Consider the following 21,859-nt stretch of genomic DNA (forward strand, 5'->3'; position numbering starts at 1 on the left):
AGCGTGCGATGCGAGAACTGCGGCTCGTCCCCGGCGCGGCTACCGCCTGGCTGGCCGTCATTGCCGTGTTGCTCGCCGGCCGCGGCTGGGCCATCGCACTCATCGCAGTCGTCGTTTCGCTGTGCCTGGTTGCCCGCCAGTGGGGCCAGGCGCTCTTCTGTGGGGCAGTCGCTGGGGGTGCGGCGCTCGTCGCCGTGGTGCGCCAGGCCCGCGCCGCCGCCTTCGATCTCGGCACCGAAGTCACCGGACGACTCGTTACCGCACCGACGCAGACCAGTACGGGCGGCTGGCTGCTGCGGCTGAAGGTGCCGGGGTATCCCACCCAGTTGCCGGTCTTTAGCCCGGATCCGGTCCCGGCTGCCGCGGGTGCCGAAATTACGGCGAGGGTGAAGGTAGGGGAGTCGGATAGGACGGGCGTCGGAAAGCTCAGTGCCAATGCCACTGACGTGCAGGTAACCGCCGAGCCCGAAGACCTGGACGGTTGGGCGGCCGGCGTGGCCGAGAACTTCCGCGCGTTGGTCCTCGATACCGTCGGGCCCTCCAGCCAAGGCCTGATTCCCGGCATGGTGCTCGGCGATACCGCGCTGCAAGAGACCGCCGAGCGCGACCTGTATATCGCCACCGGGCTCTCACACTTAAGCGCCGTATCCGGCGCCAATGTGGCCATAGTCTGCTCCGCCGCGGCCGTGGTCTGCGCCGCCTTCGCACTCGGGCCCCGCGCCCGCGTGGCCGCCTCCCTGTGCGCCCTCGCCACCTATGTTCTGCTCGTGGGCTTCGAGCCCTCCGTCCAGCGCGCGGCCGTCGCTGGGGCAGTCGGGCTGCTCGCCGTGCTCAATTCCACCCGCATGGAGCCCATCCATGCGCTCAGTCTCGGCATCATCGCGCTGCTCTTTGTGGATTCCGACCTCGCCGTGCACTTTGGTTTTGCCCTATCCTGCGCGGCGACGCTCGGCATCGTGGCGCTGAGCCCGCTCATCTACAAGCACTTGGCCGTGACCGGCTGGCCCGCCATCTTCCTGCGCGCGGTCTCCGTGGCCATCGCCGCCGATATCGTCACCCTTCCGCTGGTGGCACTCATGTCCGGCGAGGTCTCCGTGGTCTCCGTGCTGGCCAATATTCTGGTCGAGCCCGCCACCGTGCCGATTACCATCGTGGGGCTTATCGCCGCCATCTTCGCCCAGCTCGGCCCTCTGGACGTGCTGGGCGCCGGCTTGCTGCGCCTCATTGAGCCTTTCTCGTGGTGGATTAATACCATCGCCCACGGCGTGGCCCACCTGCCCGTGGTCACCGTCCCCGCCAATCCGCTTTTTACGCTGCTTGCCTACGCCTGGATCATCGCCGGCCTCCTCTATCACCGCCCGTGGCTCACCTTGGCGCTGACGCTGGCGGGCATCGCCTGGCTCGGCCTGGCCGCAGGCTAGAATGGCGGGCATGCCTCCAGTACACCTCATCCTCGGCGACGATGAATTCCTCACCGAACGTGCCCGCCTACAGATCCAGCGCGCCGCGGCCGAGGAGAGCGGTCCCACCGGTACCCGGCCCGAGCTGACCAAGCTCAAAGCCTCCGAGGTCTCTGAGGGCGAGATCCTCGAGGCCACCAGCCCATCGCTGTTTGGTGATAACCGCGTCATCGTCATCAGCGACTGCGAGCGCGCCGGCAAAGAAGTAGTCGATATCCTCCTGCGCGCCTGCGCCAATCCCGCACCGGGCATGACCATGGTCATTATCTACTCCGTGACGGCCAAGACGCTGAAGAAAAAGAAGAAACAGCCCGAGCTCGTGGCCAAGCTGCGCAAGATTGCGGAGGTCCACGAGGTCTTTTCGCTTTACCCCAATGAGCTGGGACAGTGGGCCACCCGCGAATTTTCCAGTCACGGCGTGCGCCCGACCCCGGACGTTATCCACGCCGTGCTCGAGGGCGTGGGCTCTGATCTGCGCGAGCTGGCCTCAGCCATCTCCCAGTTGGTCTCCGATACCGGCGGCAATGTCACCCGCGAGGCCGTGCAAAACTACTACGTCGGCGTGGCCGAGGTAGCCAATTGGGACATTGCCGACGCCGCCGTCGCCGGCCGCGTCGAAGCCGCCGTATCCACCTGCCGCCGCGCTCTCCAGCTTGGCGCAAGCCCCGTGGCGATCGCCGCGGCGCTGGCCAATAAGGTCGGCGCCGTCGCCCGCCTTTACTCCGCGCGCGGGGACCAGTACTCGCTGGCGAGCCAAACCGGCCTAGCGCCCTACGTGGTCAAGATGACCCAGCCCGTGGCCCGCCGCTGGTCCGCCGATAATGTCACCAAGGCGGTTATCCTCGTCTCCGAGCTCGATGCCGCCGTCAAAGGACAAGGCGGCGAGCCTGAATTCGCCATAGAGGCGGCCGTCAAACGCGTCGCGGAACTGGCGCGATAAGCTAGAAACTATGTCTGAGACGCAAGTGCAAGAATTCGCCGGTCGACTCTTTGACATGGCGCGCGAGGGCAACCTAGACCTCCTCGCCTATATCGACCACGGCGTGAATATCGACCTAGTCAATCAGGAAGGACAGTCCTTCCTCATGCTCGCCGCCTATCACGGCCACGCCGAGCTAGTTTCCGCACTTGCCCGCGCCGGCGCCGACGTCAACCTGCTCAATGACCGCGGCCAGTCCCCGCTGGCCGGTGCCATCTTCAAGAAGGAAGACGCGGTTATCGACGCCCTCCTTTCCGCCCACGCCGACCCCACCGCCGGCCAGCCCTCCGCGCTGGATTCCGCCCGCATGTTTGGCCACGACGACCTTCTCCCGCAGCTCGAAAGCGAGGCGGGGGAGTGACCTGGACATCCTTTTTCACCCTCTTGCTGATGAACCTGGTGGGCGTCGCCTCGCCGGGACCGGACATCATTTTGGTGACCCGCTACGCCACCCGCTCGCGCCGCCACGCCATTGCCGCGGCCGCCGGCATCCAGATCGGCGTGCTCTTTTGGAGCGCCGCCACCGTCTTTGGCGCCGCCGCGCTGCTGACCGCCTTCCCAGAAATCCTCGGCGCGGTCCAGGCCGTCGGTGGCTGCTTCTTGGTGTTTATGGGAACGCGCGCTGCGCAGCGGCATCGCCCAGCGCGCCAATCCGCCCGTGGACCTAGAAGACGCCGCCGCCCAGCTCGGCCGCCTGCGCACCGCCTTCAAGGTCGGCCTGGCCACCAATATGTCCAACCCAAAAATCGTGCTCTTCCTCGCCGCGATGATCGCTCCGCTGCTCCCGGCCAGCCCACCCGTCTGGCTGGCGATTGCGCTGACCCTCTCGCTTTCGCTGTCGGCCTTCCTCTTCTTCCTCGTCGTCGCCACGGTAATTTCCACCAATGCCGTGCGCCGCAAGCTCATCGCCGCCGGCCCGTGGATCGACATCGGCTCGGGCCTGTTCTTCATCATCGCCGGCATTGTTCTCATCATCTCCGGCGGGCAGAACCTGCTGGCTTAAAATAGGCGCGGCGTGCCCTCGGCCACCGTGTCCAGCACCCACTGGGTCCAACGGGCGACGGTGGAGGCGCGCCGCTGGGACGTCGCCAAGCTGAGCCCCAGCCCATCCATGGCCGCACAAATCTCCGCGGTGCTAGCCACCGCGCCGCGGTCCAGGCTGAGCTCAAGCACCTCGCGGAAAACCCGCCGCGCCGCCAGCGCCCGTATGAGCGCCCCATTCCGGGCGTCGCGCTGCGGCTGCTCAATAACCCGTCGCCCGCGCTCCGTCGGCTCCCACGTGTCCTCCACCGGCTCCGCCAGACCCAGGTAGCGCGCGGCGTTGGCATAGTAATCCGCCTGCCGCGGGTCGAAATCATAGCGCTGGGTAATCTCCGCCTTGCTTAACGGCTGCAGCGCTATCAGCTCAAGCAGGTTGACCACCCGCTCAAAGCTATTGGCCTGTGGGAAGGGCACGGCCGGCTCGGGTTCGGGCGCTACCGCCCGCACGATGTCGAGCGCCGCCTGCGCATCCAAGTGCGAGGAGGACAGTGCGTATCGGGCGCTATCGACCAGCGCAATGCTGCGAAAATCCGCTGGGTCCCGAAACTCATAGCGGTACAGGTGGAAAATGCCATTGGAATACACCAGGTAGACCGGCACCACATCCTTGGCCAGGCGCTGCTGGAAACGCCGATACGGAAAATACAGCTGCCGGATATTGAAATCCTCCGACAGGTGGTTCTTCGCCTCCACCAGCACTAGGTGCTCGAGCGATTCAAAGCCGCCGTCGATTTCCATCTGCGCGCGGTCCACCGCCACATCCACGCCCAAGTCCGGCAGCCGCACCTCAATGCCGCGCGTAGACATGCGCCCCGCCACCGTGGCCTGCAACGGCGCACACCCGAGGAAGTCCTCGAGCATCCCGCTTGCCGACGCCCCATTTAACGCCACCGCCTCCGAGCTCACCCCCTCCAACGAGAGGGTGTCCAGTCCTGCCGGCAGCTCCAGCGTGCGCACCTCGCCGCGCTGCGTTTCTGGAAATCGTTCGTAGAGGTTGAATCGTCCCACCAGGTATTCGCTCCGGCTGACCGGCACGATTCCCAGGCGGAGACGCTGAAAAATCCACGGCCGCGACGTAGAAAAATCATGCTTGGCCATCAGCCGTGGCTGCCGGCCCGAGAGCCGTTCTAGCTCCCGCGCGCCGATATAGAAATATCCGCGCCGCTCCAGCTCCGCGTCGTATCCCGCCGCCAGGATGCGCAGCCAGCCACAGTCATTGACGCCGAGCTTCATCGACTCCGGCACGCCAAAGCGCGTCCGCAACTCCTGCTCCCGCAACCCCTGCGCCTGCGACCCGCTAGTCACCGCGGACCTCGTAATTGCGTACCAGGACTTCGTCGACCTTGCCCCGCTTCGAGCCAACGGAGTTAATCGCCCGCGTCGCCCCCACGATGCCTACTTCATAGTCCGCGTACAGCTCCCGGATGAAATCGGTAGCTGAATTCGACAAGAGGAACTTCACCCCGCGCCTATCCAAGTCATCGCAGACCTCTTTGAGCCGCTCTTGCTCCGCTCTATCAAAGCCGCCCTTTTGGTAGCCGGTAAACGAGCTCGTCACGTTCACCGGGTCATAGGGAGGGTCGAAGTACACAAAGTCTCCTTCGCGTGCCTCTGCCACCGCCGCGGCGAAATCGCCCTGCGAGAAGGCCACATCATTATCCGCAAAATAGCGGTGCACCGCGCGCAGCGTGTCTTCATCGCAGATGGTGGGATTCTTATAACGCCCAAACGGCGCGTTGAATTGCCCCGCCGCGTTCACGCGATACAGGCCGTTATAGCAGGTGCGGTTGAGATACAACGTCCGCGCGGCGCGCTCAACAGGGGAGAGGGCGGCAAACTTTCGGGCATCCCGGTCCACTGCGCGCAGCGCATAGAAAAACTCTGCCTCATTGGGGTAGCCCGCGAGCTCGGCAATGAGCTCATCGACGCCGTCGCGCACCACCTCATAGAGGTTGATGAGTTCACCATTGAGATCGTTGACCTGTGCGCTGGCCGGTTCGAGAGAGAAAAGCACCGCGCCGCCACCGATGAAGGGTTCATAAAAACGCCGCGGAGTCTCCGCCGGCAGGGCGGCGTGGATATGCGGCAAGAGCTGGCGCTTCCCGCCCGCCCATTTCACCAGTGGCTTAACGTTTTTCATCGTTGACTCATCTTAGCCGCCCCACCGGACACAAGTACCATCGGGCTTTCGAACGCGTGATCGGATAAATCGGGTGCGCGGCCGGGCGGGCTTAGCGCGTTTGGTTGTCTAACGTCACAGTTTTCCCAAATAGTGCCATGACGGGCGAAAATGTGCAGACGCACCGGCGGGGAATTTCCATGACGCGCATGGTGGTTTCCCTGACCGAATATAAGGTAATAAAATCGCCTCAAAATCCCTTAGTTTGTAGACAAAATAGAATTTCCGCGCAATTCCTTGGGGCGAAAGAAAAGATACTGAAGCTTGTAGAGCGTCGGGACAGAAAGGGGCATTCATGCCGCGTATATCAAGAATCCGAGTCGCTGCGCTCAACCTCGTCATTGAGAATGGTTATGACGGGTTCACCATGGAGGAGCTCGCTCACAAAGTGGGCGTTTCCCGCCGTACCCTATTTAATTACATTAAAGACAAAGAATCGGCAGTTTTAGGCCCCGAAATGTCGGAGGAAGTGGAGAACCAATTCCAAAACTTCGCCGCTGGCTTGCCTACCGGAAGCCTGCGCGAAGATTCCGAAATCATAGCCATGGCCGAGTTTAACCGTGCCGTAGGCGATGAGTTCTTTCCCGAAATTTCTCAGCTTACGGCCCAGGCGCTGGCTAAGGACACGAAACTGCGTGCCCTGTACTGCCAGCGCAATGGCCGCATCATTCAGCGCGTCCGCCAGGCTGTGCAGGCCCGCGAGGGCTGGAAGTCCTCCGATCCGCGGCTCACGCCGACCGTCAACATCATCTACATCCAGTTCCTGACCGCCTTCGAGACCTTCGTGGAAACCCGCGGCGGCACTTCGCTTGCCGACGCCTTCCGCAACGCCGGCGTCATCTTCGAAGACTATTTCAACGACGAACTGGCCTAAGCACCCCGCTTAAGTCCCGCCCGGCCTTGCCTGCCGGTTCCGCGGCCTAAAGTGGGCCAAGAAAATCCCCCGGCGCGCTCCGTAGAGTGCGACCGGGGGATGATCTGTGCAATGGCTCTTAGTCCATCTTGTTGAACGCGGAAGCCATGCCGGACTTCTTGTTGGCTGCGGTGTTGCGGTGGAAGACACCCTTGGACACGGACTTGTCCAGGGCGCGGGATGCCACGCGCAGCTGCTTCTCAGCAGCAGCCTTATCGCCAGCGGCAACGGTCTCGCGGAACTTGCGGATCTCGGTGCGGACGGCGGAGCGAACGCCCTTGTTGCGGCGGCGTGCCTTCTCGTTGGTGATAACGCGCTTCTGTTTGGACTTGATATTTGCCATGAAAAATACCTCTTAGTAATCGAAAGTGATTGACATAGAAACCGACCTACTCGGACTACTCCCGCGGCCAGCAATCACTGACGCTCGGCGCTGGTATTCGAAGAGCGAACCCAAGGTCCTGCCCGCCCCGACCAGCGCGCCCGGCAAGTAAGTAACCAACACACAATAGCAGTGCCGAACCCGACCTGCCAAAACCCTCCCTGCGGCCGTCGTCTCCCAGGCTGTTGGCTCCCAGTCCGATGGCTCCCTATCCGCCGGCCGCGCGGCGGCTAGGCCCAGTGGTAGCGCGCCCGCAACCTATTCGCGATTCGTTCGAACCTGCGTTCCGGAAAAAGCGTGCCTTGCCGGCGCACCTGCTCCTCGGACACCTCGAGCAGACGGTCGAGGCGCACCCAGCAATCGCAGCCGGACTCGTCCCACTCGCCGGAGCCGATTTCCAGCCAGGCGTCGTCAAGCGCGTGCTTTGGGTTGGGGGAGATAAGCAAACCCAACACCGTGGTGCGGGTGCGGCCGACGACCAAAATGGCGCGCTCGCGCGGTGGCGCCTGCTTGCCTTCGGCCGGCACCCACACCCAGACCACCTCGCCGGAATCAGCCTGGCCGTCCATATCGGGGGTGAAAAATATGGACCGGGGGTGGGAGGCGGTGGCCTCGACCTGGATATCGGCGGCCTTGCGCGGCTCGTGGAACTCATCCGACCTATCCAGCCCCAACCGGGAATTAATGCGGCTCAGGCCGGTGTCTATTGGCTCGCGCTCGCTGATTCCCAGCGCCTGGCGCAGACGGGTGAGCATGCCGCTTTTCATGTCGACTATTGTAGACGTATGTCTGAAAACTTTGCGGCCACGACGTTTACGGATCCCGCCCGAATCCGAAACTTCTGCATTATTGCTCACATCGACCACGGCAAGTCGACGCTGGCGGACCGCATCCTGCAGCTATCCAAGGTGGTTGCGGAGCGCGATATGCGTGACCAGTTCCTCGATAATATGGACATCGAGCGCGAGCGCGGCATCACCATTAAGGCGCAGAACGTGCGCCTGCCCTGGGTGCCCCAGTCCGGCACCGCGCAGGGGGAGCAGATCGTCCTACAGATGATCGACACCCCCGGCCACGTGGACTTTACCTACGAGGTCTCCCGCGCCCTCGAGGCGTGTGAGGGCGCTATCCTGCTTGTCGACGCCGCCCAGGGCATCGAAGCCCAAACCCTCGCCAACCTCTACCTGGCGATGGAAAACGACCTGGAAATCATCCCGGTCCTCAATAAAATCGACCTGCCGGCCGCCGATCCGGAAAAATACGCGCTGGAAATCGCCAATATCATCGGCTGCGAGCCGGAAGAGGTGCTGCGCGTGTCGGGCAAGACCGGCGAGGGCGTCGTCGAGCTGCTGGACAAGGTCTGCGAGCTAGTGCCGCCGCCGTCTTCTGAATTCGACACCGATGCGCCGGCCCGCGCCATGATTTTTGACTCCGTCTACGACACCTACCGCGGCGTTGTCACCTATATCCGCATGGTGGACGGCAAGCTCACCCCGCGCCAGAAGGTCACCATGATGTCAACCAACGCCAACCACGAGCTGTTGGAAATCGGCATCGTCTCGCCCACAATGCAAAAGTGCGAGGGTTTGGGCCCGGGCGAGGTGGGCTACCTCATTACCGGCGTAAAGGACGTCCGCGAGACCAAGGTGGGCGATACCGTCACCTGGTCCAACGGCGGCGCCGAGACCCCACTCAAGGGCTACAAGGATCCGGACCCGATGGTCTACTCCGGCCTTTTCCCCATCTCCCAGGCCGACTTCCCGGACCTGCGCGATGCCCTGGAAAAGCTGCAGCTTAACGACGCCTCCCTAACCTTCGAGCCCGAAACCTCCGTCGCCCTCGGCTTTGGTTTCCGCTGCGGCTTCTTGGGGCTGTTGCACATGGAAATCACCCGCGACCGCTTGGAGCGTGAGTTCGGCCTCGACCTGATTTCCACCGCGCCTTCGGTGACCTACCGAGTGGTGGCTGAAGACGGCGAGGAAAAGTGGGTCCATAACCCGTCTGACTGGCCGGAAGGAAAACTTAACGAGGTCTATGAGCCCGTGGTGAAGATGACCGTCATCGTGCCCGAGCAATTCGTCGGCCCCACCATGGAGCTGTGTCAGTCCAAGCGCGGCCAGATGGGCGGCATGGACTACCTTTCCGAGGACCGCGTGGAGCTGCGCTACACCATGCCGCTCGGCGAAATCATCTTCGACTTCTTCGATATGCTCAAGTCCCGCACCAAGGGCTACGCTTCGCTGAACTATGAAGAGGCCGGCGAGCAGCTCGCGGACTTGGTAAAGGTCGACATTTTGCTCAACGGTGACCCCGTCGATGCCTTCTCCGCCATCGTCCACCGCGATTCCGCCCAGTGGTACGGCAATAAGATGACCAAGAAGCTCAAAGAGCTCATCCCGCGCCAGCAGTTCGAGGTGCCCGTCCAGGCGGCTATCGGCTCGAAGATCATCGCCCGCGAAAACATCCGCGCTATGCGCAAGGACGTGCTGGCCAAGTGTTACGGCGGCGATATCTCCCGTAAGCGCAAGCTGCTGGAGAAGCAGAAGGCCGGTAAGAAGCGCATGAAGACGCTGGGCTCCGTCTCGGTGCCGCAGGAGGCCTTCGTGGCCGCGCTGTCTACCGACGCCGACGATTAACCTCGCACCCCCTATTGGCAAAGCGAATCCAAATAGATTCTTAATTCTTCGTTAACAACCCCCGGGGTGCGGCCGTCAAAAATTTCAAGGTGAGCTGCCCCTTTAGGGCGTCCTCTCGGCTGGGGCGCCCTTTTTAACTAGTTGCGGTTTATGTTTTAGCGGCGTTAAATCTCGACTCGAAAGCGACCGATGACTCGCCGGTGAGCCACAGCCACTTTCGACCTGCCCCGCTAATTCTCGACCAAGGTTGGATTTTTCATGAAGCTTCGCTCTCGCGCTGTGGCCGTCTGTGCTACCGCAGCCGCCACCACTTCACTCGTCCCCGGCATCGCCCAGGCGGCCACCACCACCCCGATTGAACACGTTGTAGTCATTTACTCGGAGAATATCTCCTTCGATCACTACTTCGGAACCTATCCGAATGCCTTAAACAAGGACGGCGAGAAGCTGCAGGGCAGCGATAAAGAAGCCCCAAAGTTCACTGCCAAAAAGGACACCCCTAAAGCAAACAACCTCGAAAACGATGGCGTAATGGGGGAGAAGAACCCCAACTCCGTCAAGCCCTTCCGCATCGGGCCAGACCACGCTGTCACCACGGATCAGAATCACCACTACGGCGATGAGCAGGCCGCGTACAACGGCGGCAAGATGGACAAGTTCCCAGAGACCGTGTCTACCGACATCGATAAATCCTCCAACGGTTACTACGCCGTGCCAGGCATGACCATGGGTTACTACGACGGCAATACCGTCACCGGTATGTGGAACTATGCGCAGAACTTCGCGATGAACGACAATAGCTACTCCACCATCTTCGGCCCATCCACCCCTGGAGCACTGAATCTGATTTCCGGAACTGTGGCCGGCGGGACCATGCATGACCCAGCCACTGGTGAGCAAAAGAAGATCGAACCTGGCAAGAACCACGCCCTCGCTGGGGTATCCGAAGATGGCAAGACCGCCACTGTTGTCGGCGACCCAGATCCGCTTTACGACGACTGCTCGAATAACTCTTCCGCCGGCACCAACCAGGTCACCGCGATGCACTCCAAGAACATCGGTGACCAGCTCAATGACAAGGGCGTCACCTGGGGCTGGTTCCAAGGCGGCTTCCGGCCAACCGAGGAAGCTACAGACGACGCTCGCGCACGCTGCGGCGCCTCCCACACCACGCTGACCGGCCAGAACAAGACGGACTATAACCCGCACCACCAGCCGTTCCAGTACTACGCTTCCACCGCGAATCCGCACCATTTGGCGCCGTCGAGCGATGACATGATTGGCAAGACCGATCGTGCCAACCATCAGTACGACTTGAAGGATTTCGACACCGCAGTCGAACAGGGCAATCTGCCGGCCGTGTCGTTCTTGAAGGCCGCGAACTACCAGGACGGCCACGCCGGCTACTCCAATCCGTTAGACGAGCAGGCTTTCATTACTCACTACATCAACGAGCTGCAGAACTCCCCAGAGTGGGACTCCACCGCAGTGGTCATCGCCTACGATGATTCCGACGGCTGGTATGACCACAAAGCCCCAGAAATCCTAAACGGTTCTAACGATCCGCACCAGGATAAGGAAATCTGTACCGCTGCCGCAGCGAAGGTCGGCGTCGCCGGCGATAAGCATGGCCAGTGCGGTCCAGGCACCCGCCAGCCTCTGTTGGTCATTTCCCCGTACGCAAAGACCAATCACATCGATTCCACCTACACCGAGCAGACCTCCGTCACTAAGTTCATCCAGGACAATTGGGGCCTCGGCCGCCTGGGTGGAATCGCCTTTGACGAGCGTGCCGGAGAGCTGAACAACATGTTCGACTTCAACGCCGGCGAGAAGGCACCGAAGCTCTTCCTGAACGAGACCGATGGCACCGTTGCTAAGGATTACGCATCTATCGAAAAGGTGGATAATTCCTCTCGCGCTGGCACTAACCTCAAGGACGTTGTTGAGGACATGAATGACCCGAAGGTTACTGAACAGGGCGTGCCTTCCATCACTAAGTTGTACCAAGAGTCCAAGCCGCGGCCTGACACGAACAAGCCTGCCGACTCGGGCTCCAATTCTTCTGCTGGTTCTTCCAAGGGCGGCGTCATTGCGGCCATCCTTACTGCCCTAGGAGTAGGCGCTGGCATCGTAGCTTGGTACATGAATGGCCACCCCGGCCTGGACCTGAAAAAGCTGCAGGATTTCAAGCTCCCACCACTGCCTAACCTCCCGTTCTAACCCATGAAGACATTCCACATCGCCACGGCCGCGGTGCTTGCCATCGCGGCCGTATCCCCAAATGCTGTAGCCCAAAGCTCCCTAAGCTCCTTCGGCTCCAGCTCCCGAGACTCGCAGTCGGCGGCGCCATCGACAAGCAAAAGCGCGAAGCCGAAAGAACCGCAGCTAAATGTGCGCGACGTGTATTCGTGCCCTACCCCCGACAAAGTCCAGAGGCAAGCGGAGTGGAAGGTCTATAACACCTCTGGACTGGCGCTTACCGTCTACGTTGCAGACGATGCGGGCAATGCCTACCAAGTTCTAGAGCGCGTGGGTACTCCAGCCAAGCGCGCGTGGGCCCCGAAGCTGCAGGACGGCACCTACCACCTCACCTGTGTCTTCCACAATGATTCGGCCGTGAAGTCTGATGATTTCACGGTCACTGGTTCCACCTTCACCGAAGCCCCCAAGATGGTTCCTATTACTGACCGCGAGGTCGCAGCCGTTGCTATCCAGCAGGCAGCTGAGCAGAAAAAGCGCGTTCCTGAGCTGCAGAAAAAGGCTCATGCTCTTGCCGATGCCACCTCTAAAGACCGTCCCACCGCCCGAGCGGCCTACCTCGATTATCTCGAGACCTACCGCTCCTTCGACGATTCCAGCGAAATGTGGCCTGGGCCGGACTTGGAGGGGTACGCGGAGGTTGAAAAGCTGCTGTGGTCCAAGCGTCCTGTCAAGGATGCGGCCAAGCCTGCCCGCGCGCTTGCCGACGCCGTCGATAAAACCGCCCGTGCCCTCGAGACCTCCCACTTCGCCATTCCCGCACCCGATTACGGCCTGCGCACCCACGAGGTGATGGAGGAATTTGAGCGCTTCGACATGCGTGGCGAGCGTGACTTCGGCGCTCATGCTCTGCCCACCGCGCTGCGCGGCGATGTTACTTCCACTCGGCTGACACTGGATGCCGTCCGCTCCCTCGTTGAGGGCCGTGGGTTGGATACCGCGCCAATCTATGACCAGCTGGATGAGCTCGACAAGATCGCCGGTGAATTCGATGAAAAGTATGACACCGCTTTTGACAAATGGTCGCAAAAGGATCAGATGCGCCTGCAGTCGGCCGTTGCCCGTGCTAATGAGTTGCTTGCCCCGGTCGCCACGATGACCGTTATTAGAAGGATGGATTAGTGCCCTGCCCGTTTAATTTTTCCCGCCGCTCCTTTCTCTCTGGCCTTGCTGCAACCGCCGCGCTTACCGGCCCAGCCGCGGCAGCCAACGCGCAGTCAAGCTTTGCTGGTTCCTCCTTCGGCTCCTCAAAGCATGGCAAGGATTCTTCGGCCGATCCCGCTGTGCCTTCGCCGCGCACCAATGCGGATGACCCGCTCGATCTTCCTTTCCATGGCGAGCACCAGCAGGGTATTGTCAACCCAGCCCAAAAGTATTCCGAGGTCGTCGCCCTCGACATACAGTTCACAGGAAAATCGCGCCTGGAAGAGCTGTTTCGTACCATCACCGAGCGCGCCCGCGTTCTTACCACCGGCGGAGCCACCGCGGCCGATGGCATAGCCTATCCCGCCGGTGATTCCGGCGAGCTGGGTCCAAAGCTTCCCACCGATAGCCTATCCATAACCCTTGCCGTGGGCGATTCGCTTTTCGACGACCGCTTTGGCCTAAAACCCCACAAGCCTAGCCACCTGAGCTCTATGCAGGCTTTCGCTGATGACACCTTGAAGGACGAGCTGTGCCACGGCGACCTAGCTTTGCAGATTTGCGCCGATCAGCACGATACCGTCATTCACGCGTTGCGCGATATCCTTCGGCACACCCGCGGCGACGTCGCTGTGCGCTGGCGCCAAAACGGCTATATGAACGAGCCGCGGCCTTCTGGTACCCAAAGAAATCATCTTGGGTTCAAAGATGGCATCGTCAATCCGGCCGAAGAGGATCAAGACAAGCTGGTGTGGGCCGGCGCGGACGAGCCAGACTGGGCCGCCGGCGGCAGTTATATGGTGGTTCGCCTGATTGCTATGTATACCGAATTCTGGGATCGCATCTCCATTGCCGAGCAGGAACAAATCTTCGGCCGCGACCGTGCTACCGGCGGCCCACTTTCCGGTGGTGACGAGTACGCTGAGCCGAACTACCTCGACGATGCCACCGGTGACGTCATCCCTACCGATGCGCATATTCGCCTCGCCAATCCGCGCACGCCAGAAACCTCCGACCAGCTCATGTTGCGTCGCGCTTATAATTATGACAACGGAGTGCGTGACAACGGCACCCTCGATGTCGGCTTGGTCTTCATCTGTTTCCAGCAGGACTTGGAGCGTCAGTTCATCACGGTGCAAAAACGCCTCGAGGGCGAACCGCTCGCGGACTATATCCGCCCCTACGGCGGCGGCTATTTCTATGCTTTGCCCGGCGTTGCCGACGACTCCGACTTCTTCGGCCGCTCGCTCCTCCAAGCCTAGGCAAGCTTCGCTGCCCTGCAGTATATGCGAAAACTGTGCAGGGTGAGCTGAGTTCGTAAATAGCGAGGCAGGGCGCTCAGCTTGAATTGGTCCACGGCGGGACCCAGACTATTCGGCCCTGCCGGCGCTCGAGCCGGCCGCGCACCGGCGGCGCGTGCGGATCGTCGTCGTTGACGCCGTTGTGATACGGGCACGCCACGCTGAGATTCGCCATATTGGTCTCGCCGCCGTGTTTCCATGCCTGCAGGTGGTGGATTTGGCACTTATCTGCCGGATAGTTGCACTCGGCCCACGGGCAGATGGGGTTTTCCGCGCCCGCCATGAGCCGCTGCTTCTCCGAGGCATGCCGCGAGGTGCGATACAGGTTTACCGCTCCCTCATAAGGATGAACGAGGGTGACGAGCCCGCATTCAGCCAAGCGCTTTTCTACCAGCTGGGCGCCGCTGATTTCGGCTCCATTAGTCAGCCGCAGCGTGATTTCCTCGCCTCCACCGCTTAAGATTTCATCCAATTCATCGAGCTGGATGATGATATCCGTCGTGGCAGTAGGCCGCGCCGTAGCCCCGCCGCGGAAGAAGATATTCTCCACGGAATCAAGCGGCTTTTCCTCATTGATGCTGGCGTGCAGGTCAGCAATGAAATCGGAATCGCCGGTAATCGAAAGCGTCGACGGGCCGCCCTTGCGCCGCGTCATCCGCACGCCCTTTTCCGGCTGTCGCGGCGGATACATCTCCTTCAATCGCGTGCGCGCGAGCCGCTCCACGTCCTGGTTGGTCGCGCATAATTCAGCGCGCAGCGCCCACGCATCCCGCTTGGATTTCGTGCGCGAAACGTATTTTTCAATGATCTTCAACGTCGCCAAGCAATGCTTGGTCGCCCGGCACGAACGCTGCCGGCGGGTGAAGGAGGTGGGGCCAAAGTAGACGTCGGCAAGCGCAAGCAGGCTCCGGGCCTCCTGCCGGGGAAGTCCCAGCCGGCGCAGGTCGGCCTCGCGCGCGCCAGAGACCTCGCCGAGAAGCTCCATCGGCGAGGCAAGTTGGCGGGCGTAGTCCTGCAAGCGGGTCATGCCGGTGAGCCTAAGTCACCCCGCAAGACCGTGGTAGCCCACCCACGCCAGCCTGTGGATAACTCGCCCCACCTGTCACACCAACCCCGAACCCGCCGGGCGGCCTGTGGATAACCTGCGGTACCCTCGAATGCGAAAGCGAGAAAAGGAGCCCCCATGACTGACCCGACCAAGCGGACTCGCCCCACCACCCCCGGACGTCTGGCCGCCCCGCGCCAGGCTCAGCAGCTGCCGCCCCTGCCGGTGACTCGGGCGCGCATTGGCGAGCGGATGGCCACCGAGGTCTTCCAGGAAATGGGCGAGGAGATGCTCGAGGAGCTGCAGAACTTCCGCCGCGACCTGCACCGCAATCCGGAAATCGGCTTGGATTTGCCGCGCACGCAGAAGAAGGTCCTGGAAGCGCTCGAGGGCCTACCGCTGGAGATCCACGTGGGCCAGGATCTGAGCTCGGTGGTGGCCGTGCTGCGCGGCGGTCAGCGCGGCGAGCGGCCGGTGTCGGTGCTTTTGCGTGCGGACATGGACGCCTTGGAGGTGCGCGAGCAGACCGGCAGCCCGTTTGCCTCGACGAATGGCTATATGCACGCCTGCGGCCATGACCTGCATACCGCCGGACTGGTGGGCGCGGCGCGGATTCTGTGCGAGCACCGCGAGGAGCTGCACGGCGATGTCACCTTTATGTTCCAGCCCGGGGAAGAGGGCCCAGGCGGCGCGTTGCCGATGATTGAAGAGGGCGTTCTCGACGCCGCTGGCCGACGCCCCATTGCCGCCTACGGCCTCCACGTTGGCCCGCAGGACCGCGGCACCTTCCACTACGTGCCAGGCCCGATGATGGCTAGCTCGTCCAACCTGACCATTACTGTGCTGGGCAAGGGCGGGCACGGCTCCCGCCCACACGATGCCATCGACCCGGTGGCCGCGCTGGCGGAGATTCAGATGTCTTTGCAGACCGCGCTGACTCGCCGCTTCGATGCGCTCGAGCCCATCGTTATTACCGTGACCAACCTGTGGGCGGGAGACGGCGCGTATAACGCCATACCGGAGCGTGCGGCCTTGGGTGCTACGGTGCGCGTGCTGCGCGATGAGAAGATCGACGCCGTGCGGCAGATGATTACGGAGGTCTCCAGCTCCGTCGCTGCTTCGCACCGGTGCACCGCACAGGTGGATTTCGAGGTTTTGTACCCGACCACCAAGACGAATCCACGGGAAAATCAGTTCGCCGCCACCTTGTGGAGCCAGATGTTTGGCACTGAAAACGTCCAGCCGTTCGATGCCCCGATGATGGCCTCCGAGGACTTCGGCTATGTCCTCGCGCAGGTGCCGGGCACGTTTATGTGGATGGGCACGGCCAATCCGGACAAGCCCGAAAATCAGCGCGAGTGGAACCACTCACCGATGATGCGTTTCGATGACTCGGTGTTGGGAATGCAGTCCGCGGCGCTAGCGGCCGTGGCATTTGAACGCTTGGCCACCGAAAATGAGCATCCGTCCGCGCAGACGAAGGCCATGCGCGATGCGGCCGGGGTGCAAAAATAATTCATCCCTAGGGACTATGGCCGCCGGCTTAAGCTTGAGGCCATGATCAGAACGAAGTGGAGCACGGCGGGCATTGTGGCTGCCTGCGCGGTGGCGAATTGGCTCATCGGCATGGTGCTGATGAACCTCGACATTGAGGAGTATTCGCCGTCGTTTGCGGAGTATGGGCCCTATATCTGCACCGGGTTTGCGGTGGGCGTGCTGGGTATTATTGCCCTGCCCTTTGCCCTGGAGCACCAGCCGCGCGAGCTTTCCGACGTCGACTATGCCGGCTCCACCCGCAGCTTCATCGCTGGCTGCATCGTGCTGCTGGGGTCTAGCTCCTATTTTGGCGCGGCAAGTGGACTCGTGGCTTTTATTTCCATGGTCTCGCGCCGCTCGACCTCGCGCTCGGTGGCCGCAGTGGCGTGCTTCGTGGCGGCATTTGCGATTGATACCATCTTCAACCCCTATATGAGCTGGGACGAGATCGGGTGGGTTGGTGCCATCTTCGTCGTGGTCGTGATGGTCGCGGGGTTATTGGTGGGCCAAAAGCGCGCCAAATCGCGCGAAAAGCGGTGGCGAGTGGAACAACAAGCCCGGATGAATCGCGAAGAGATGCGCGCCAAGGTAGAACGCGGGCGGCAAGAGGAGCGCGAGAATATCGCGCGGGATATGCACGATTCGCTCTCGCATCGGCTGAGCCTTGTGGCCATTCATGCGGGTGCGTTGAGCTATCCGCGTGAGGGCGTGCCGGCCGAGTTCACAGACGCAGCGCGCACCATCCGCACGGAGGCCCAGAACGCGGTCGAGGATTTGCGCACCGTCCTAAGCGCCTTGCGCGAAGATCTTTCCCAGGATCCACGCAGCGGCTTAGAGGAGCTGGTCGCGGCCGCGCGCGAGGCCGGCACGGAAGTGAAGGTGACCTACGCTGACGGTGCCGGCCCGGATGTTTTTACTGGATTGTCCACGATGGCGCAGCACGCCGTGCACCGCGCAGTACAGGAGGGCCTGACGAACGCACGCAAGCACGCGCTCGGCCAGCCGGTAAGCATCACGGTGCGCGAGACGTCCGGCGCGGTGGACATCGAGATGCGAAACCCAGTGTCGCGCGGGACCCCAGGAGCCGACACGGGCTATGGCGCGGACACCTCAGGTGGTTACGGACTGGTGGGCCTGCGCGAGCGTGTGGAGCTTTCTGGCGGGCGCATGAGCATCGCGGCTAACCAGGGAAGTCCGAAAGGAAAGGAAGGCGAGGAATTCGGCTGGAGTATCCAGCTACCGCTAACGCACAAGGAGGCTGCGCAATGAGCGAGATGAGCTGGCAACTGCGCCATCCCGAATACGGGCTCATGCGCATCGACCTAGAAGAAACCACGGCCCGTGAGGGGTGGACGGGAAAATACTTAGACTTTCAGCGCAGTCTTTTTACCTCCACCGTTGACGGAACTTCGCGCAAGCTCAGCTATACCGATACCGATGACTCGGCCTATAGCCTGGAATTCCTGCGCGGGCACAGCGACGATAACGCGCCCGAAGACACAGACCGCATCGAGCTGGTGGAGCGCCGCGGTTACGTCGTGCCGGAGTTTCGCGGGCAAGGCGCGAGGGTGATGTTTGCGGCGGTGGGGAAGCCGGACATCGATAAGCAGCTGCACCGGATAAGCCTGTGGACGTTGTTCCTGCAGGCTGCGCTGACATTCATTGCGGCCACGCTAGTCATCGAATTTTTCCCCAAATTCTTCGAAAAGCTAAACGATATTCTCGTGCCCTCGTTCCTCAACGGCGTAGTGGTGGGCCACGCCAAGATAGTGCCGGTAGCACTGGCAATGTTCATGGCACTTACAGTGGCATATACGTCCGTTGCGTCGAAGTTCTGGCGCGCACGGTGGAATCAACCAGTAGGAAAGGGAGCATGATGGCCGATGCCCTGCGCGTAGTGCTCGTTGATGACGAGGCTCTAGTCCGCAGCGGGCTGCGCCTGCTGCTATCCAACGCGCCCGATATCGAGGTCGTGGCCGAGGCGAGCAATGGCCGAGACGCGGTGGCTACCGTCCTCGATACGCAGCCCGATGTGGTGCTGATGGATATTCGCATGCCGGTCATGGATGGCATCGCCGCCGTGGAGAAGATTCTGTCCGTCCAGACAGTGCCGATCATCATGCTCACGGCCTTCGATACCGATTCCTTCATCCTGCGGGCCCTGCGCGCCGGGGCGGCCGGGTTCTTGCTCAAGTCAACGCCACCGGAATCGCTCATGGCGGCTGTGCGTGCGGCCGCGGCGGGGCAGCCGCTGTTGAGCCCAGAGGTCGTCGACAAGCTGGTGGGCATGCAAAGCCCCGCGCTTTCCGACGTCCATTCACACCACGCCCGCACCGCCCGCAACCACCTAGGTAGGCTTAGCTCCCGCGAGCGCGAAATCGCCGAGCTGGTGGCCCAGGGCTTGAATAATCAAGACATCGCCGACCAACTGGTGGTGTCCATGGCCACGGTGAAGTCTCATATGCAGCACATTTTGAAAAAGATCGGCGGCACGAGCCGCGTGCACATCGCCATTATGGTCTTAGAGGCGCGTGGCTGAGGACGGAGAATCCTCCCTGCGGGGGATACCGCGCTGGCGGCGGGTCGGCTTAGACTGGTGCGCGTTATGAAGTTGTTCCGAAAATCCGACGAGATGTTCCAGCGCCCGATGTGGCAGAAGCTCATCATTGCGGCGGTGGCAGTGATAGGCGATTTTGCCGTCTTTTCCGTCCGGTTTAGCGAGAGCGACGGATCGCCCGAAAGGCTGTTTATTTTTTCCGCGGTGATGGTCGGCACGTGGATCTTATTGCCCCTTGCTCTCCGCCATGCCGCCCGAGAGCGTGACCCGCGCAGCGCACAGCCCGGCCCGCGCAGTGCGTTGGTAGCGGCGACGATCATTTCGGCGACGGTTTCGATTGCCGAGTTCCGGCCTTCGGTAATGATGGCGGCGTTTTCGGCGGCCTCGCGCCGCAGCCGGTTGTGGATGGCGACGGTATGTGCGGCCATGGTGGCCTCGGAGTTGGTCACTCTCGATTTATCTCGAAGCGAAGGGCTTAATGCTCCCGGGAAGCTGGGATTTTTCATTGCCATCATCCTCCCAGCAGTAGTGGTTTTAGTCGTCGGGTTGGTTCGCTCGAACCAAAAAGAGCGCACGATTGCGCTGCAGGCGCAGGCGGAGCTCACGCACGAGGAAATGGCCACTCGGGAGAATTTCGCGCGGCAGGAAGAGCGCGACCGGATTGCTCGGGATATGCACGATACGCTCTCGCATCGGCTGAGCATGATTGCGGTCTACGCGGGCGGGCTGGCCTACCGCAAGGATCTAGATCCGGAAGAGACGCGGAAATCTGCGCGCACGATACGCGATGAAGCCGAGGCCGCCGTGGGGGATCTGCGCGAGGCGCTGCACTCGCTGCGCAGCGAGGGGCGCATAGATCCGCGCGAGGGCGTGGAATCGCTGGTGGAGCGTTCCCGCCAGGCGGGCATGGAGGTGGAAGTGCGCTACCGGGCGGGCGCGGGGCCGCAATCGCTGGAGGAGCTGAGCACCATGGCCGGCCACGCGCTCAATCGCGCGGTCCAGGAGGGCTTGACCAACGCCCGCAAGCACGCGCCGGGTAAGCCGGTGACCATCACCATCGCCGCGCTTGCCGACGCCCTGTCTATCACCATGTCTAACCCCACAGCCCAGGCCAAGGAAAAGGGGAGTGGGAACAGTGGAGGGTACGGGATCGTCGGCATGCGCGAGCGCGCTAGTGTGGTGGGCGGATCGCTGCAGGTAAACGACGAGGAAGGACGCTTCTCGTGGACGTTGCGCCTGCCGAGGAAGGAAGTACAGTGAGTGAGATTCGTGTGGTGCTCGTCGATGATGAGCCGCTGCTGCGCCACGGCCTGCGCATGATCTTGGAAGGCGCGCCGGGCATCAGCGTCATCGGCGAGGCCGGCAACGGCAAGGAAGGCATCGAACTTATCCTGGGCGAGGAACCGGATGTGGTGCTGATGGATATCCGCATGCCGGTCATGGACGGCATCGAGGCGACGGCGCAACTGCATTCGCTCGCCGGCGCGCGCGATATCCCGGTGGTGATGCTCACCGCCTTTGATACCGACGAATTTATCCTGCACGCCCTGCGCGCTGGGGCGGTGGGCTTCTTGTTGAAGACGACGGCGCCGGAGGCGCTGGTGGCGTCGGTAAGAGCGGCGGCCCAAGGCCAGCAGCAGCTTAGCCCGAAGGTATTAGAAAACCTGGTGGGGCTGGCAGCCACGCCGCCGCAGCCGGAACAAGAGATGATTCAGCCCAGCGGGCTGGCCGAGCTGAGCGAGCGCGAAAATGAAATTGCCCAGCTGGTGGCCCAAGGACTGAGCAACGCCGAGATTGCCGAGCAGCTATTCATCTCCCTGACCACGGTCAAGACGCACATGAAGCACATCCTGGCCAAGATCGATGGCACCAATCGGGTGCACATCGCGATTGCGGTGCTCGGCGGCTAGTCGCGGCTGGGCTGGGCCGCTAGGGCCGGCGGAAAATGGCGGAGGCTAGGCCCACCAGCGCGATGACGCCGACGATAAGGGACGCCACCGGCCAGTACTGCGGGAAGTACTTGAGCGTGTAGCCGAATACTTGGCCGTCATCGAATTGCTGCCATAGCGCGAAGGGCATCCACCACAGCTTGGTTAGCGTGAGGATGGCGCCCACCAGGCCGGCGGCGACGCGGCTTCCTCCGCGGAGGAAGAAGCTCGCCGCAACCAGCAGTACGCCCGCAATGGTCAGGGCGAAGAGGAGGGGAGTTTCGGTGCCCAGCGGAGAGCCGCGCAGCAAGAACTCGTGGTCGATTGCGTGTTGCTCGATGAGAGTATATCCATCGAGTACTACGTCATCTGGGATGCCCATAGGTTAATTCTCCTTAATCGTGCCCGGAGCGGCTGGGGGCCTGAGGCGGCATAGGGAAGACCGACCGAAACGCGGAAATCTGCCACCCTAGAACCGGGTTGTACGTCAATTATAG

Annotated in this window: 20 protein-coding genes and 1 pseudogene; 15 read left to right on the top strand and 6 right to left on the bottom strand. The window is 62.0% G+C overall.

The annotated features are described in order from the left end of the window. Window positions 1-8 precede the first annotated feature (8 nt). From BKN05_RS00360 to BKN05_RS00375, 4 genes and pseudogenes are all read left to right on the top strand, one after another. Complete coding sequence (locus tag BKN05_RS00360) at window positions 9-1,421, top strand: ComEC/Rec2 family competence protein (protein ID WP_286687623.1); 1,413 nt, start codon at window positions 9-11, stop codon at window positions 1,419-1,421. Between the two features lies 1 nt (window position 1,422). After that, window positions 1,423-2,400, top strand: coding sequence for a DNA polymerase III subunit delta (gene holA, locus BKN05_RS00365; RefSeq protein WP_286687624.1), 978 nt, complete (start codon window positions 1,423-1,425; stop codon window positions 2,398-2,400). Between the two features lie 10 nt (window positions 2,401-2,410). Further along, entirely contained in the window at window positions 2,411-2,800 is a 390-nt protein-coding gene (locus BKN05_RS00370) for an ankyrin repeat domain-containing protein (RefSeq protein ID WP_286687625.1), read from the top strand. After that, window positions 2,797-3,442: pseudogene (locus tag BKN05_RS00375) on the top strand (LysE family translocator). The gene BKN05_RS00370 and the pseudogene BKN05_RS00375 overlap by 4 nt, the downstream one beginning before the upstream one ends. Here the strand turns inward: BKN05_RS00375 and BKN05_RS00380 are convergent. Next, window positions 3,439-4,713, bottom strand: a complete 1,275-nt coding sequence (locus BKN05_RS00380; protein WP_396334652.1) for a type II restriction enzyme — start codon at window positions 4,711-4,713, stop codon at window positions 3,439-3,441. The pseudogene BKN05_RS00375 and the gene BKN05_RS00380 overlap by 4 nt on opposite strands. A 64-nt stretch (window positions 4,714-4,777) precedes the next feature. After that, window positions 4,778-5,620, bottom strand: a complete 843-nt coding sequence (locus BKN05_RS00385; RefSeq protein ID WP_286687627.1) for a DNA adenine methylase — start codon at window positions 5,618-5,620, stop codon at window positions 4,778-4,780. A 334-nt stretch (window positions 5,621-5,954) separates the two neighbouring features. Here BKN05_RS00385 and BKN05_RS00390 point away from each other — a divergent pair, with 334 nt between their 5' ends. Then, entirely contained in the window at window positions 5,955-6,533 is a 579-nt protein-coding gene (locus BKN05_RS00390; protein WP_286687628.1) for a TetR/AcrR family transcriptional regulator, read from the top strand. Window positions 6,534-6,651: 118 nt separating this feature from the next. On the opposite strand, the gene rpsT is transcribed toward BKN05_RS00390, so the two are convergent. Beyond that, window positions 6,652-6,915 carry a 30S ribosomal protein S20 gene (gene rpsT / locus BKN05_RS00395; protein ID WP_049378501.1) on the bottom strand — a complete coding sequence of 88 codons (264 nt, stop codon included), beginning with the start codon at window positions 6,913-6,915 and terminating at the stop codon, window positions 6,652-6,654. A 269-nt stretch (window positions 6,916-7,184) separates the two neighbouring features. Continuing rightward, entirely contained in the window at window positions 7,185-7,721 is a 537-nt protein-coding gene (locus BKN05_RS00400) for a type II toxin-antitoxin system PemK/MazF family toxin (RefSeq protein WP_049378502.1), read from the bottom strand. An 18-nt stretch (window positions 7,722-7,739) separates the two neighbouring features. Here BKN05_RS00400 and lepA point away from each other — a divergent pair, with 18 nt between their 5' ends. The 4 genes from lepA (at window position 7,740) to efeB (ending at window position 14,257) form a co-directional block, all read left to right on the top strand. Beyond that, complete coding sequence (gene lepA, locus BKN05_RS00405; protein WP_198491911.1) at window positions 7,740-9,590, top strand: translation elongation factor 4; 1,851 nt, start codon at window positions 7,740-7,742, stop codon at window positions 9,588-9,590. 258 nt (window positions 9,591-9,848) lie between these two features. Continuing rightward, a complete protein-coding gene (locus BKN05_RS00410; protein WP_286687629.1) occupies window positions 9,849-11,813 on the top strand; it encodes a phospholipase C in 1,965 nt (654 codons plus the stop codon). A 3-nt stretch (window positions 11,814-11,816) separates the two neighbouring features. Then, window positions 11,817-12,974: an EfeM/EfeO family lipoprotein gene (locus tag BKN05_RS00415; RefSeq protein ID WP_286687630.1), complete on the top strand. Its 1,158-nt coding sequence runs from the start codon at window positions 11,817-11,819 to the stop codon at window positions 12,972-12,974. Further along, on the top strand, window positions 12,974-14,257 hold the full coding sequence (gene efeB / locus BKN05_RS00420; RefSeq protein ID WP_286687631.1) for an iron uptake transporter deferrochelatase/peroxidase subunit: 1,284 nt from the start codon (window positions 12,974-12,976) through the stop codon (window positions 14,255-14,257). The genes BKN05_RS00415 and efeB overlap by 1 nt, the downstream gene beginning before the upstream one ends. 76 nt (window positions 14,258-14,333) lie before the next feature. Here the strand turns inward: efeB and BKN05_RS00425 are convergent, their stop codons facing one another. Then, on the bottom strand, window positions 14,334-15,323 hold the full coding sequence (locus BKN05_RS00425; protein WP_286687632.1) for an HNH endonuclease signature motif containing protein: 990 nt from the start codon (window positions 15,321-15,323) through the stop codon (window positions 14,334-14,336). A gap of 156 nt (window positions 15,324-15,479) precedes the next feature. Between BKN05_RS00425 and BKN05_RS00430 the strand changes: the two genes are divergently transcribed. From BKN05_RS00430 to BKN05_RS00455, 6 genes are all read left to right on the top strand, one after another. Further along, on the top strand, window positions 15,480-16,856 hold the full coding sequence (locus BKN05_RS00430) for a M20 metallopeptidase family protein (protein WP_286687633.1): 1,377 nt from the start codon (window positions 15,480-15,482) through the stop codon (window positions 16,854-16,856). 42 nt (window positions 16,857-16,898) lie between these two features. Continuing rightward, window positions 16,899-18,146, top strand: coding sequence for a sensor histidine kinase (locus tag BKN05_RS00435; protein ID WP_286687634.1), 1,248 nt, complete (start codon window positions 16,899-16,901; stop codon window positions 18,144-18,146). Beyond that, window positions 18,143-18,754 (top strand): hypothetical protein, encoded by a 612-nt coding sequence (locus tag BKN05_RS00440; protein ID WP_286687635.1) that lies wholly within the window; start codon window positions 18,143-18,145, stop codon window positions 18,752-18,754. The genes BKN05_RS00435 and BKN05_RS00440 overlap by 4 nt, the downstream gene beginning before the upstream one ends. Further along, window positions 18,751-19,416, top strand: coding sequence for a response regulator (locus tag BKN05_RS00445; protein ID WP_049378508.1), 666 nt, complete (start codon window positions 18,751-18,753; stop codon window positions 19,414-19,416). The genes BKN05_RS00440 and BKN05_RS00445 overlap by 4 nt, the downstream gene beginning before the upstream one ends. 66 nt (window positions 19,417-19,482) lie before the next feature. Next, on the top strand, window positions 19,483-20,694 hold the full coding sequence (locus BKN05_RS00450; RefSeq protein WP_286687636.1) for a sensor histidine kinase: 1,212 nt from the start codon (window positions 19,483-19,485) through the stop codon (window positions 20,692-20,694). After that, window positions 20,691-21,344: a response regulator gene (locus BKN05_RS00455; protein ID WP_080970433.1), complete on the top strand. Its 654-nt coding sequence runs from the start codon at window positions 20,691-20,693 to the stop codon at window positions 21,342-21,344. The genes BKN05_RS00450 and BKN05_RS00455 overlap by 4 nt, the downstream gene beginning before the upstream one ends. 19 nt (window positions 21,345-21,363) lie before the next feature. Here the strand turns inward: BKN05_RS00455 and BKN05_RS00460 are convergent, their stop codons facing one another. After that, window positions 21,364-21,744 (bottom strand): hypothetical protein, encoded by a 381-nt coding sequence (locus tag BKN05_RS00460; protein WP_005324140.1) that lies wholly within the window; start codon window positions 21,742-21,744, stop codon window positions 21,364-21,366. Window positions 21,745-21,859: the final 115 nt, after the last annotated feature.

Origin of the sequence: Corynebacterium sp. S5S1 (assembly GCF_001913985.1) — a bacterium.
Classification (GTDB): Bacteria; Actinomycetota; Actinomycetes; order Mycobacteriales; family Mycobacteriaceae; genus Corynebacterium; species Corynebacterium marquesiae.